Below are 14,405 nucleotides of genomic sequence, written 5' to 3'. Positions count from 1 at the left end.
TTTCACTTATTCCTTTAATCATAAGTAGTTTTTTTGCAAATGGAATATTGTTGAGAACTTCTGTAACTTGTTGTTCAACTCTTTCGAGTTGTTTTACAGAGAGGTCATATTCTTCTAATAATTGTTCTAGATGGAATTTATAAGCATCAAGTGCTTGTCCCGTTCCAATAGAAGATTTTGCTAGATTGATCAGTAATTGAGCTTTTTTAGGTCCTGGTTGTCTTTTCATTAATGACTTCCATCCCCTCATGACATCTAGTGACTCCATTGAAGATATTTCATCTGGAGTTGGAAATAAACGAAGGGTTGCGATTGAACCTTTGCACGAAACATCGTTAAACACTTGTCGTAACTCTGGAAAGACAACATCACCCATCGATTTATTTGATTTATAGACATGACGAGACGTTTTACAATCACATCACGGTTAGACATTAGAACTCTAAGTTTCTCAAATGATTCTGAGGAAGGGCGGATAAAGGAATAGTATCCGTTTTTGACCATATCTGCGATGACGAGTGCATCTTTTTTATCACTCTTAGATTGGGTATTATCACGATTCTCTTTATTCCTTTTTACTAAGTGAGGATTGACTGTTACTACCTCAATGTTTTGGTTGTATAACCATTTTGATAGGTTAATCCAGTAATGGCCTGTAGGCTCCATACCTACTATTGCTGCATTTAAGTGTTTTAATTTTTTTAAGTCTTGAATCCAGTTTAATAGTTTAACGAACCCCTCTTCATTATTTTCAAATATAAGAGGATCTCCAACTACAATTCCACGGAAGTTAACTGCTCTTGCAACGTGTAGTTGTTGAGCAATATCAACACCAACAATAAGATGTGTATCGGAAATTCTTTCTATTAGTTGATTTTGTTTGTCTTGCATTTTAAAATTCATATTAGGGCTTCCTCCTTAAGACTCTGAGTTAGATTGGTCTCTATACTCCTATCTTACTGAGGGGCTCTATTTTTTTCAAACCTGATATTTAACGATCTACAGGAATGCTAATCTGCCCCTTTAGTTTAAGTGAAATATTTCACAATTTAATGCTATTTTATTAATAAAAAATGAACCAATGAAATTGATATCAGAAAGAATGGGCCATTCTAAAATCACAACCACTATGGACACTTACGGTCACTTAATGCCTAATATGCAAAAAGATGCTTCAGACAAATTAGACAAAACTTTATTTGGATCATAAATTAAGCATGCCAAAAGCATGCCAATCAGTTTCTAGAAATAAACATAAGACAATAAAACAAATACTAAAAAAGCCTTAACCCCTTAGATACAAGGAATTAAGACTCTTTCTTAAGTATGACCTGTGAGGGGTTCGAACCCCCGACCTCAACCCTGTCAATGATGGATATACTTTATGATTATAACAGATTTATTATGAAATTAATTATTGTTATTACAAGGATATCAATAAGTCTTAATATAATTGAGATTTTGCTATAGGAAACAGTTTGCTCAAATTTGTCCCCAATTGTCCCCCCGATTAACAATAAGAAAAAAACTAATAAAGCCTCCTAAAAGCAGAACAAGTCACTGCGGTTTATACAAACCCCATACTCTTCTATCATTTTTGACAAAGGGAAAGTGAACCTATTTTAGACCAGGAATTATTTCATAATGCCGCCCATTCATCATGGCATTTAATAGAGATACATAGTTTTATAAAATCATTGATATTATAGGTTTTAATCTTTCACTTAAAATATTTTAAAACAGAAGAAAAAATGTCTATGAGCAAAATTATGAGCAATTTTTACAATAGAGATTAATAAAATTTTGTATTAATTTTTGTTAAATTCCTTCATACTTTTAAAACAAAGAACTTTCTATCTCTTGAATAAAAGGCAATGCTTCAATCGCTCCTATTTTTGTACAAACGAGAGCTCCAACCTTATTCGCAAAAGTCACAATATCACGTAGCTGCTCAAAATCATTATTAATAGATTTACTATGATCAGTATTCGCCAATCGGAATAAGGTTGCACCGACAAAAGCGTCTCCTGCTCCTGTAGAATCAATTGATGTAACAGGAATGCTTTTTACAATTTCTTTTCTCTCTCCATTAGACAGGAGTGTTCCTCTTTTACCTAGCGTAACCGCTATAATCTTTGCTCCAATTGCATGAAGGATGTTAACACCTTCTTCATAATCTTTAGTACCTGTGATTATCTCCAGCTCGTCATCACTTACCTTAACAAAATCACTTATAGCTATCGCCTGTTTTGTGATTGTAACAAACTCATTGACTCTTCCCTTCCATAAATCGCCGCGATAGTTAGGATCAAAAGATATAAATTGACCCAAATCCCTAGCATTGGACATAAGCTTTAAATAGGTTGTACAAAATGGATCAGATAACATTGCCGTTGCCGAACCAAAATGGAGAATCTTCGCTTCACTTATTTTATCTTGATCGATATCCTCCATTGTTAACAAAGCATCTGCTCCCCTATGGAAGACAAAGTCTCGCTCTCCATTTTTCTTTAATGAAACAAAGGTCAGTGTTGTTGCTGCTTTCTCATCCATGACAAGCATGGATGTATCAACATTTACAGTATTCAATGTTTGTTTTAAAAAATATTCAAACGGGTCCTTTCCTACTTTTCCACTAAACGCTGCGTCTCCTCCTAATTTTGCAATCGCAGCTGATACATTGGCCGGTGCACCGCCAGCACTTTTTAAAAATTGATGTCCCTCTATTAAATCAACGTCAATATCGGTACAAAAGAAATCAATTAAAAGCTCCCCAACACATACAACGGAAAAATTTCTACTTCTATTATTTTGCAAGGCTATCACACTCTTTTACGTATTCTAATTTTAGGATGATTCAGAAAAGATTACATCTCGATATTTACTTCTAGTTGGATCTTTGCTCCAGTTCTAATATCAACTTTTTATATCTTTTTTCCGTTAACGGATAAAAGCAGATGATGATGATGGAAAGTAAAATAAAAAGTCCTGGAATTAATGCGTTCATATTTTTAATAGCGTTTAGTGAAGTTACTGTTTGATCTACATTAGGGACATATCCTGCTATCCCTAAATAAATGGCAGAGAACGACCCAGCAAGCGCAACTCCTAATTTATTCGTAAAACTCATACAGGAAATAACAACTCCATCTGCCCGAACTCCAGTTTTCCATTCAGCATAATCGACACAATCTGCAATCATACCCCAAGCAAGCGTATTCAATGGAGTAGTAAAGAATCCAGAAGCAAATAACCAAATTAAAATGAAGGTGATCGAAGAATAGGGAGTAAAATGCAGCCCGATGTACGAAATAAGTGATATAGCGGCCGATATAATCATCACATTCTTTCTACCCCATTTTTCAGAAAATACAGGTATAAATAAGTTACTAATTAACGCTGCACCAAAAAATAAAACAGTTCCAAAGAACACTAATTCCTTTTGATCGACATTGTACGTAAAGTAGTACACCATTGTACTGAGTTTAATATTAAACCCAATGGCAAACGCCAAAAATGATGAAGCAAGGATTAACAAAGGCTTGTTTTTAAACAAAACAGATAAAGTCATTTTCAACCCATGCTTCTCGCTTTTTTTCGGGACAATCCGCTCTCGTACTGTAAAAAAACTAAAAAGGTTCAAAACGATACTGACAACCGCGTAGGCTAAAGCCGTCATCTGAAATCCAAATGCTTGGTTCTCCCCACCTAATGCTGTAGCAAGTGGTGTTGCACATGCAATCGAAAGCAGGATTCCAATATAAACCAATATCATACGTGTTGTCGTTAATACCGTTCTTTCTTTGACATCATTTGTAATCCTTCCTGTTAAGCTGTTAACTGGGATCGTTTGCATACTAAAGGACATGCCGAGTAAAATATAGGTAATGTACACATAGATAATGTTTCCAGTTGGTCCAAAGTAAGGAGTCGTAAAACACAAGAAAGTGAATAATGCAAAAGGCAGTGAGACCCATAATAAATATGGTCTTGCTTTCCCCCACCTCGTGTTGGTCTTATCTAAAATAACTCCCATAATGGGGTCAAAAATCGCATCTAAAACTCGTACGACCAGAAATAAAGTTGCGATCATCGAGGGATGAATCCCACCCACGTCCGTATAATAGAATAGAAGATACGCGTTTACAAATTGGAACACAATATTATATGACATATCCCCTAGTCCGTATCCAATTCGTTCTAACCAGGACAAACCCGCACTAGAAATAGTTTTCTCGTTGTCTTTAGACTTTACTATCGGTAATTGTTCTGCTTCTATCATCACTTATACCTCCGGAATCCGTTTTCATTTTTACATTTCATTGGAAGTATTCAAGTCGATAAGTTGGGGATGCCAAACCAATCTCTCAATTCCTCTTCCTACAAAAAAGTAATGCCTTGGTTTTTGAACCTTAATCAACGTTCCTCTTCATTTACAATCTTTTAAAGATAGAACTGGAAACGGATTAACCATAATGATTAAATCCGCTCCAAGAGAATTAGACTTATTACTAATTAAAAGGCGAGTACTTTAGCCTAAGTGTCGGAAATATTCATCCATTAGCACAGGTTAGTTATTTGGATAGACGATAATTTTTAAACATTCATTTTTAAAATTGAGTGCTCGTTCCATCGCTTCACGTGTTTCAGCTAATGAATAGCGATCTGTTATAAGATGCTTAGTGTCAACGATACCGTTAGCGAGGAATTGAATCCCTTTTGGATACGTGTTTGCATATCGGAAAATGCCATAAATATCAATTTCATTGTCAGCGATAAATGGGACATTAAGCGGTATTTCATTTTGCGAAGGTAAACCGACAATCGCAAGTTTTCCACCACGGCGCACAGAAGCTAGTGCAGATTGTAGCGATGCTGGATTTCCAGCTGTTTCCCAAGCAACGTCAACTCCTCTGCCATTGGTAATACAAGAGATTTCATGGAGAACGTCTTGTTCACGAATATTGATCACATGAGTTGCACCCATTTTTTTTGCAGCATCAAGTCGTAACGGCTCCAAATCAGTCACGATGATGGTGCCTGCCCCAAATGCTTTGGCAGCAGCAACAGCCATTAACCCAACTGGGCCCATTCCCATAATCGCAATCGTTGATCCGGGTTGGAGATTTGTTCTATTCGCTGCATGAATACCAACAGAAAAAGGTTCAATTAAGGCAGCATCTTCAAAGGAAAGCGAGTCTGGAATCGAAAATACAAAGTCTTGGCGCACTTTTATATACTGGACAAACGCACCATCTACCGGTGGTGTTGCCAAAAATTGTACATCTGGACAAAGGTTATAACGGCCCTCTTTACACGCTTCGCAATGTCCGCAGGTTACACCTGGTTCGACCGCCACGCGATCACCAACTTTAAATTGATTTACAGACGACCCAACAGCGGCAATCACACCTGAGCATTCATGACCGAGGATAAATGGCTTCTCCACAATGTATTTGCCAATTCTGCCATGGGTATAATAATGTAAATCTGAACCACAAATTCCAACGGCTATGACCTTAATCAAAACTTCATCATGGTTGATTTCGGGTATAGGCAATGTTTCAATGCTAATTTCTCTCATGCTGTGCATAACAGCTGCTTTCATGTTTTTCGGTATTGTGTTATTCATCGATAATTTCCTTTCTTTCATCAGACTTGTTTATACATGACTAAAATCATTTTGATAACTTCATCTTGTTTTGACAAAGTACATCCATTTATTCTGCTCTTGTTGACGATGATGCCTCTTAGTGCCGCGATGTAAGTGCATACATTTCAGATTCCTCTGTTACAAGGTTAATTCTACATGCTTATCCAAAGGTCAAGTAGCTTTTTAGACTGTATAAAAGTACAGTAACGCTGTACCTTTTACTTACTAGTTTTTCATATACAAAAAGAGATCTATTGGTAAAATAAAATATTAGGAGGTGGGTAGGTACTATGGCTGAACTTGAAGATCAGAAAAATTTCGCTGAACTGTTATCTTCTGGGGTTAAGTCCTTAAAACTCCATCCTGATTATAAGATTCAAAGAAGAAAAAATGAAAATAATCCATCAGGACAGTCTTATTTAGATAAACTTGCTTACCAGCTAGGTGTCTCTTCCAACACGATTAAAAGCTGGATTGGACAAATGGGCGCAAAATATATTCCCGGCCGGATTGACGACGGAAAGCTTTTCGGGATTCTCTGGATTATTCTTGAAAAAACGGATATGAATATCGAATGGTTTACAAAATTACTCGAGACCACTACGATACCTGTTATCAAACCTGCTTTACCTATATGGGTAACGTCATGTCTTAAAAAAGCAAAAACGTTACGAAATGATAAGTCATTCGGTGCACCTCTTGATGAAGATATTGAAAAAGTAGTGAAACGATTGTTTCACTATTTACAAGACAGTGACACGAATACATATCAAGAACAACCATTAACGCATAATTTGTCAACACGCTGGACAGGCAACTTTATCGGACGGAGATTGGATGTGGAAGCAATCCGTCAGTGGCTTCTTTCTCATTCACCAGTTTGTTTAATTACCGGATGGGCTGGTATGGGAAAGACAACAATTGCTCTTGAGGTAGCCTATGCCTGTGCTGGGGACCCCTATGGAGATACTGTTAAAGTTGGCATAGATTGTCCAACATTTAAATGTATCATCTGGGTTAGTGCTGATTGGAAAGGGTTAAGCTTTAGTGATTTTTTAAATACAATTGTTTACCAACTCGGACGTGTTGAACAAATAGATAAATCGATTAATGAAAAACGGTTTGTTGTCCGTAATGCACTAGCTCATTATTCCAGGAATGAACCTGTTTTGCTTATTGTAGACAGCATCGATACCGCCGAAAGTGAAATACACGAATTCATTACTAACCTTCCTCAAGGTGTTAAGGTCATCCTTACATCTCGTGAGAACTTAAATCTAAGATATAGGGATGCCTTTCGGGAAATGGTAACCACTCAGCTTAAAGGCCTTGAAAAAGAGGAAGCTCTTGACTTTCTTTCTTATGAAAAACATCGTTACTTAAAAACATGTAATTCTCCAAAGAAACGAGAAAAAATCGAACAGTTATTAACGATATCCCCTGAAATCAAGCATCAGTTAATTTTAGCAACGGCTGGAAATCCTAAAGCGATGGCCCTAAGCATAGCGTATATTTCGGATGTTGACATCCCAGCCCAGCAACTAATTCACGAGCTTGGCAAAGCGGGCTACTCCCTGTTAGAACTTTTTGACTTCCTCTTCGGGCGTACATGGAAACGATGTGATGAAAGTACCCAGCGACTGTGGCAAGTGCTATGCTTTTTCAGCAAACCTCCTGATGAAGAGAGCTGGGCTGCAGCTGCGGGATTAGATGTTCGAGAGTTTCATTATGCGGTTGAACAAATGCGGACCTATGCCCTAATTCAGCCGGAAAGTGTTAAAGGGATTTTATATTATTTCGGACATCAAACTGTCGTAGCTTATGGCGAACAAAACTTGTCTGAGAATCAAAATTTTGAAAAGGAAGCGCGCATTCGATGGAGCCATTATTATACTCAATACTTAGAAACACATTTAAAACGAGAACAGCCAAATTCTATTTATTGGAGTTATCTTCTCGGCCGTGACTTGGAGCAAGTTAAGAAGGAATGGCCGAACATCCTTAAGGTTTTAGAATGGTCAAGTCAAGCTAATAAAAAGGAGCTATTAATTGAACTTATCACCCGGATAAGTCATTTTTTAAGTCGGATTAACTTGCCATTACGAATCGAATATGGACTAAAAGCCGCTGATTATGCCAATCAATTAGAAAGAAAAATACTTGAAGCATTTTTTAGAATTGATACCTTAGGTTGGGCACTTATAGAAGTCAATGATTTGGACGGAGCCCTTCAACAAATCGAAGCCGGTCTTCAAATACTCGAGCATTTAAATTCTGATCATACGGATGTTTACGACTTAACGGTTTGGGGACTTGCCTTAAAATCGCGGCTTTTTTTAATAGCAAACAGACGTGAGAAAGCGGAAGCTATTTTAGAAAAACTAAAAGATGTACAGACTACATCTATTATTCAGCATCGAGTTTTATTAGTACGAGGAGACCTATGCTTATTGCACAGAAATTTTGAAGAGGCAATCCAATTATACGAAGCGGCCAACGAAATCAGCTCAATCTATGGTGGTGAAAAAACAATTGAAGCCTATTTTCATCTTGGTGTCGCCTATGTGAATTGTGACGAATTCGAAAAGGCAAAAGCAGCTTTTGATCATATTCTCTTTGACAAAAATAAGGCGAATCAAATTGAGTTAATTTATTATCATTATGGGATGGCCCAATTGTTATCACACAAAGGAGATTATACAAAAGCGCTAAAATCAAATCTAAAGGCGATCAATCTTATCAATTCATGGGAGCCAACCATTAGTATTCGAAAAGAAGTAGAACAGTTTAATAAGTTAATTGAGAGTTTTAAAACATTTTAAAAGTAATTCTTTATGGTTTTAGCCCTTAATATTAATTAAGGGTTTTAAACAACTTTAAAAGCGTGAGTTCTATATTGTAGCGGGCTCATGCTTTTTTAATTTTACAATAAAAGTGATTCACCAATGTTTGAGTAATACAGATGTAAATTCATAAAGCAATGAACATTTATTCATATAACAGCCAATATAAAAGAAAAGGCCTCTCATCAGTTCTGTAAACTAATGAAAGACCTTCTCTAATAAAATGGTTTTTGCAAAAAATAACTTAAAAACCCCTATATATCAAGGCTTTATGATGATTATATCATGCCGCCCATTCATTTTCATATATAATAGAAACAAATAGTGTTTAAAAAAAGGCTTTAAATCAATGTTTTAAGTAGTTTGACTTAAATGTTTTAAATGCGATATAAAACATTGGAGGACAAAAAAGGACTACTATTGTATATATAAAGCCCTTCTCAATTGAGTGGGGCTTTTCCTCTTCAGCAGACAATACTTTTTATTTTCTTTTTCCACGCTCTTTCCCCAAAAAAGCCAAGATAAAATTAACCCTGGCTTTTTCGAGATTTTTGGATTACTTCCTTACAACTACCGGTAATTTTATCCCTTGTTCATTTTTGCTACTTGATCATATTATAAAATCTCTTTGAACTTTTGATGCTAATTTTTCGCTTAAAAACTAAATACCTGCTACTATATCGATTTGTTCTGTTTTACCAGTTTCATCTGCAAATACATTTATAGTTCCATAAGAAGGCTTATCTAACAATTGGGATTCCTTTTCATCTTCCGATAATGTTCTTCTTCGACATCTTACCTCTATGTCAGCTAGGTATAATTTGTATTCATTTTGAATTTTTGCACGAGCCCATGAGATGGATGTCAAACGCACACTCCTGGAGCAATCACATCGACTTCCGTATATTATAGGAGAAATTCGCTATTTTTTCGGTTAGATCGGCTGCAGGAACCTATATCACTTCATTGTATGCACCAGATACGAATACTCGCCTATCTTCCTTAGAATCTCCTTCATTTCCGGCAGCTACCACCAAGGCAATTTGCTTGTCAATGGCTTCCTTAATCATTGCTTTCAATCCCGGGTTATCATCCGGCCCACCTAAAGACATACTAATGACAGGACACGCTCACCTTTCGGACCTCTCCAGTTGTAAAATAACAATGGACACGGCACACACGTTGCCGGAACGATTGAGACAAACGCTGCCGGAATTTTAGGATTTGCACCAAAAGTGAAACTTTTAATATTGAAAGTGCTCGATAAAAACGGTAGTACCCTTTATCCCACAAATAAGGGGCTTCAATCACTTTCAATCCATCGGGAATTTGGTCTTCGGTTTTTTCTACGGCATCTACACTGTATGGAATTAAACGAAAATCTCCCATAAAGTCCTCCTTAAAAAATCCATTTTCCTGCTCCGACTAATACGGCAATTTGAATGCAGCCTTTATAAAATCCCGTAAAAATTAGTTATAAGCTCCAGTTCTTTTCATTTAACAATTGTATCTATAGATATATTGTTGAATTATGAATTGAATTCATTGATAGAAATAACGCTAAACTATTATTCAACATATATAATGACATATATATTAATTGTATTTGCTAATTTATATTTTGTTTACTCGAATCATTTCTAAATTATAGAATTGGAAATCCATTTATGCATACGTATATATATATATGATAAATTAATTATTAATAACATAACTATCTTATATTTTAATATATATATCAACATATGTTTTAAAAAATATCATCCAATATTTATTTTATCTCAAATATAGGAGATCAACTTTAAATCCTTCCAAATATTGATGTAAACTTTATCAGATATAATGTTATTTTCAATAAAGAAAAATCATATCATGAAATATTTAATAACATATGTATTAACATATACTTTAAAGTTATTATTAAAATATTTATTTTATCTCGAATACAGAAGGTGTTCTTCACGATCTTTGCATTTAAAAACGATTTATAGGTATTTTATTTATTAGATTTATCTCTCAAAATAATTAGATATAGAAATGTCCATATCATCAACGAAATTAAATTTAATTTATATCTAAAACACTTAATTTCATATAAATTAACATATACTTTAAATTCATTTTCAGAATATATGTGTTTCTCCCTAAATGTGATAATGATTACTATTCTAATCATTAATGGAAACATTGGAAACTATTAAAATAATCCTTTCTAAAGACTAAAATAGTATTCTATATTAATCTTTAATGAATAAAATCAAAAATACTACCATTGATACAATATACATTAATATATATAATGACATATGTTTTAAATATATTAATAGAATATGTTATTAATAAGTCCTGTGTATTTTCGATTTTATTATACAAATCATACAAGATTATATAGTAAGTATATATTAAATAAAGGAAACAAAATTTAAAGTATTAAAAATGAAATATATTTTAATATATATATCAACAATGTTTTAATATCCAATTATTTTCCTGCATGTTCGATTCCATTTTTCAACCGGGTGTTTTATTGTTATGTACCTCAAATTAAATATTTATACTCGCTATCTCAAAATATTTTAGTTAATATTGTTTGTATTCATCAATAAAGATAAAAACAATTTATACAACATAATATATGTTAACATATATATCAACATATATTATTTTCTCCTATAAATGAACTTAATTAAAAAAATTATTTCTGACATCCAATTTATTAGGGGAAGTTCCTTAAAAGTAGAATTATTTCTTGTTAGCTAGAGAATATATTTATTTAAATATTACCGACGATAAAAATTATGGCTTATTAATAATACATATTTTAATATATATATTGACATATGTTTTGCAAACTCTATCAAATTATGTAATAACATAAAATATAATGTTGTTAATAGCATCTTTTTATATTAGTACAATCATGCTAAAATAGTTAAAGATTTAATATATAACAAAATATACATTGATAGAGGTGAAAGTGTTGACAGCAAAAATAATAACGTTTGGAATCAGTAAAGGCGGCTGCTCCAAGTCGACTAGCAGCGGCATCACTTCTTTTCTCTTAAGTAAAGATGAAAAGGTTTTGGCCATTGACATGGACGGTCAAGGAAATTTAACTAGTTTCCTAACAGGCGAATATGACATATGCAATGCGTTTGAGGAAAAGACCGTTCTTGAGGCCATATTGGAAGAAGATGCTAGGTCTTATATTATCAAAATCAAAGAAAATCTCGATCTGATTCCCTCAAACGATTTCCTTGCTACTCTGCCTAGAAAAATGTTTGAAAAACATCTCAGATTGGATGCTTTGCAGAAAGCATTAGAGCCGGTGATGGAAGATTATGATTGGATCATTATTGATACGCCTCCGGCACTCTCAGAGCAAACGGTAATGCCTCTTAGTACATATTCAGAAGCTGGAAGTTTCGCTGTAGTCATGTTTGATGGTTCTATGTTTGCTTATTATGCCATTCCAAAATTTTTGGAAATTATCGAAGGAGCCAAGGAGCGCTATAACCCTTCATTAAAAACAGCAGGTATCCTATTCTCTTTAATTGATTCAAGAGCCAAAGAAAATGAAGTAATGTTAGAAGCTATTGAGGAGGATTACCCTAATTTGAAATTCAATACGATCATAAAAAGAAAAGCTTCTACTAGACGTTTAGCAATCGAAGGTTTTGAAGGAAATGCAGAATTAAGAAACGCCCTAGAATATTACTTTCCCTTTGTAGAGGAGTTGAAAGAACGTGTCAGCCAAAAACAGCCTCAAGGATCGAATTAAAAAGCCTAATCCTACCCAAGCGTTCTTTAATTCATATGATACAAATGAAGATGGCACTAGCAAGGTAGATAATAATGAAAACGAAAACAAAGTTATTAATGTTAATGAAAACAAAAACGTTAATAAAAATAACATTAATAAAGATGTTGATATTAAGGATAATGATAAAACATATGTCATTGATGACAATAAAAACAAAAACATTGTTGTTGATAATGATGAAGACGAAAACAAAGTTATTAATGTTGATGAAAACAAGAACTTCAATAAAAATAACAATAATAAAAATGATGATATTAATGATATAGATAAAACATATGTTATTAATGACAATAAAAACAAAAACATTGTTGTTGATAATGATGAAGACGATGATTATCTCCGAGATTTAGCTTCCGGAAAGAAACCTACGAAGAGAAAAAACAAGAAGGTTTTTACCTCCTTTTATATGGATCCAGACTTAGCCGTGGAAGTGGACAAAATCGCTTCCAGGGGAGAAAAAGGGGATAAATCCAAACTAATTAACATGGGAATTAGAAAATTGTTAGAAGAGTACGGTGTTATTGAAAAAAAATAACTTTCGAATCACCTTTATATTACATTTGAACTAACTCTGGTTTAAAAGAAGTGAGCCGTTTCCCGGAAACTCTTTCTCTTAAACTAAACTTTCACATTGATAGCAATAAAAAGCTAGACCTATTCACAAAAATAAATAGGTCTAGCTTTTTTTACTCTAAAAATCCATGACTCGCATTTGTAATCACTCCTTTATTCCTCCTATAAATTAAAAATAACTGGTACCATATAATGATCCAGTAGTTTCAATTTCCTCAATAAATTACCTTTCTTCAAAAAGAAACATTGTAGTACCATTTTGCTTAGAAGCAATCGTTCCTGGTTTTACCAAATACAAGTTGCGAAAGTACTACCTTAGATTTAAAAGCATTGTGTAATCATATATAAAAACAACAAAACGCTTATAATAACGATAACATATGTTATTCATAACATTATCATATATATTATAAATATCAAAAACAATAAAATAGATAATAACATTAATTTTGTTGTTTTATTATCAATAAATAAAAGTGAGTAATAAAAGTACCATAACAATTCAAATGGAATATTAGCATTCTTGGAGTTAAAGCGAGTTAAAAATTAGAAATTATAGCAGAGAAAAAAGAACTACCAAGTGTACTTTTAGCGGTTCTAACGGACGACACACTATGTATATGGATTATTCCAGTAACGACGGGAAAAACTAACGATATATTTGACCTAATAGCTGTGAATGATCAATCTGTAACAGAGCAGCACATCGATTAAGAAATGAAAAGCTTGGGTTTCACCATATGGAATTAGACGGAAATGAAGGAATAGGATTGTTGGAAAAAAAAAGAAAATCGTCAACTTATGGACGGTTTACATAGAGGGATTTCCAGATGCCTATAATATACGTAAATTACTTGCCACTATATTTTTTATCACTGGAGACAGTATCCTTTGTTTCATAAGGCGTCTTTTCTTCTTGTTGTTCTTCGTTTAAGTCTTCCATAGGGATAGGATCCACATTTCTCTCACTTTCAAATTTATCAAACAAACTTTGATTGGATGTTTCATATTTTTCAGGTTGATCCATTTAATTTGATATAAGTGTTTTGCTACTCTCTTTTATTTTCCATCCTAACACTCCTAGTTCATTTTCTAATGTTTACCCTGCTTACAAAAAATAGTCTGTTTTTTTGACAAACCACTAAAAATTATTTGTTCTGGGTAACCTAATGAGTCAATATATAAGGTTTAAATGAAGAAAAGATTGAAAATCCCAAAAGATTTCAAAAGTATCAAAATTATACATCATATATATTTACAATATAAAATAAAACAACATTTATAATAACATATATATATATATTGACATTAACAATAATATATATATCGTTGTTGACAATTATATAAATATTTATAATAACATTAATTATAAATTATAAATTTCCTTTATTATTATCAATAAGACAGTGGTTGCCTTAGTATTAGTTTCCGGTAAATAATTTACAATAAAAAGTAAAAAAGTTCGAGAATTAGAATAAAAAATATCTCAAAATGTTTTTGTCAATCAAAAAGT

Annotated in this window: 9 protein-coding genes and 2 pseudogenes; 4 read left to right on the top strand and 7 right to left on the bottom strand. The window is 33.5% G+C overall.

Features of this window, described 5'->3' with window-relative positions:
- From J7E66_RS31150 to J7E66_RS31135, 4 genes and pseudogenes are all read right to left on the bottom strand, one after another.
- Positions 1 to 903: pseudogene (locus tag J7E66_RS31150) on the bottom strand (IS110 family transposase); the annotation flags it as partial.
- 933 nt (positions 904 to 1,836) lie between these two features.
- A complete protein-coding gene (locus J7E66_RS31145; RefSeq protein ID WP_215007876.1) occupies positions 1,837 to 2,817 on the bottom strand; it encodes a carbohydrate kinase family protein in 981 nt (326 codons plus the stop codon).
- A 70-nt stretch (positions 2,818 to 2,887) separates the two neighbouring features.
- Positions 2,888 to 4,282, bottom strand: a complete 1,395-nt coding sequence (locus J7E66_RS31140) for an MFS transporter (protein ID WP_215007873.1) — start codon at positions 4,280 to 4,282, stop codon at positions 2,888 to 2,890.
- Positions 4,283 to 4,570: 288 nt separating this feature from the next.
- Positions 4,571 to 5,632 (bottom strand): NAD(P)-dependent alcohol dehydrogenase, encoded by a 1,062-nt coding sequence (locus tag J7E66_RS31135; protein ID WP_215007871.1) that lies wholly within the window; start codon positions 5,630 to 5,632, stop codon positions 4,571 to 4,573.
- Between the two features lie 311 nt (positions 5,633 to 5,943).
- On the opposite strand from J7E66_RS31135, the gene J7E66_RS31130 reads away from it, so the two are divergent.
- Positions 5,944 to 8,475, top strand: a complete 2,532-nt coding sequence (locus J7E66_RS31130; protein ID WP_215007869.1) for an NB-ARC domain-containing protein — start codon at positions 5,944 to 5,946, stop codon at positions 8,473 to 8,475.
- A 682-nt stretch (positions 8,476 to 9,157) separates the two neighbouring features.
- Here the strand turns inward: J7E66_RS31130 and J7E66_RS31125 are convergent.
- Positions 9,158 to 9,364 (bottom strand): hypothetical protein, encoded by a 207-nt coding sequence (locus tag J7E66_RS31125; RefSeq protein WP_215007867.1) that lies wholly within the window; start codon positions 9,362 to 9,364, stop codon positions 9,158 to 9,160.
- An 85-nt stretch (positions 9,365 to 9,449) separates the two neighbouring features.
- On the bottom strand, positions 9,450 to 9,566 hold the full coding sequence (locus J7E66_RS31120; protein WP_251033229.1) for a hypothetical protein: 117 nt from the start codon (positions 9,564 to 9,566) through the stop codon (positions 9,450 to 9,452).
- Positions 9,567 to 9,659: 93 nt separating this feature from the next.
- Between J7E66_RS31120 and J7E66_RS32205 the strand changes: the two are divergent.
- The 3 genes and pseudogenes from J7E66_RS32205 to J7E66_RS31105 all read left to right on the top strand — a co-directional run.
- A pseudogene (locus tag J7E66_RS32205) lies at positions 9,660 to 9,782 on the top strand (S8 family serine peptidase); the annotation flags it as partial.
- 1,694 nt (positions 9,783 to 11,476) lie between these two features.
- Entirely contained in the window at positions 11,477 to 12,277 is an 801-nt protein-coding gene (locus tag J7E66_RS31110) for a ParA family protein (protein WP_215007863.1), read from the top strand.
- Positions 12,243 to 12,854, top strand: coding sequence for a ribbon-helix-helix domain-containing protein (locus tag J7E66_RS31105; protein ID WP_215007861.1), 612 nt, complete (start codon positions 12,243 to 12,245; stop codon positions 12,852 to 12,854). The genes J7E66_RS31110 and J7E66_RS31105 overlap by 35 nt, the downstream gene beginning before the upstream one ends.
- A gap of 888 nt (positions 12,855 to 13,742) precedes the next feature.
- Here the strand turns inward: J7E66_RS31105 and J7E66_RS31100 are convergent.
- Positions 13,743 to 13,919, bottom strand: a complete 177-nt coding sequence (locus tag J7E66_RS31100; RefSeq protein WP_215007858.1) for a hypothetical protein — start codon at positions 13,917 to 13,919, stop codon at positions 13,743 to 13,745.
- Positions 13,920 to 14,405: the final 486 nt, after the last annotated feature.

The sequence above is a fragment of the Bacillus sp. ISL-7 genome (assembly GCF_018613065.1).
This window is presented reverse-complemented; position numbering and strand designations above follow the sequence as displayed.

Bases quoted from the DNA above. Each gene is read 5' to 3' on its own strand.
- J7E66_RS31140 (WP_215007873.1), bottom strand. From the start codon at position 4,282: ATGATAGAAGCAGAACAATTACCGATAGTAAAGTCTAAAGACAACGAG.
- J7E66_RS31135 (WP_215007871.1), bottom strand. From the start codon at position 5,632: ATGAATAACACAATACCGAAAAACATGAAAGCAGCTGTTATGCACAGC.
- J7E66_RS31130 (WP_215007869.1), top strand. From the start codon at position 5,944: ATGGCTGAACTTGAAGATCAGAAAAATTTCGCTGAACTGTTATCTTCT.
- J7E66_RS31120 (WP_251033229.1), bottom strand. From the start codon at position 9,566: ATGATTAAGGAAGCCATTGACAAGCAAATTGCCTTGGTGGTAGCTGCC.
- J7E66_RS31100 (WP_215007858.1), bottom strand. From the start codon at position 13,919: ATGGATCAACCTGAAAAATATGAAACATCCAATCAAAGTTTGTTTGAT.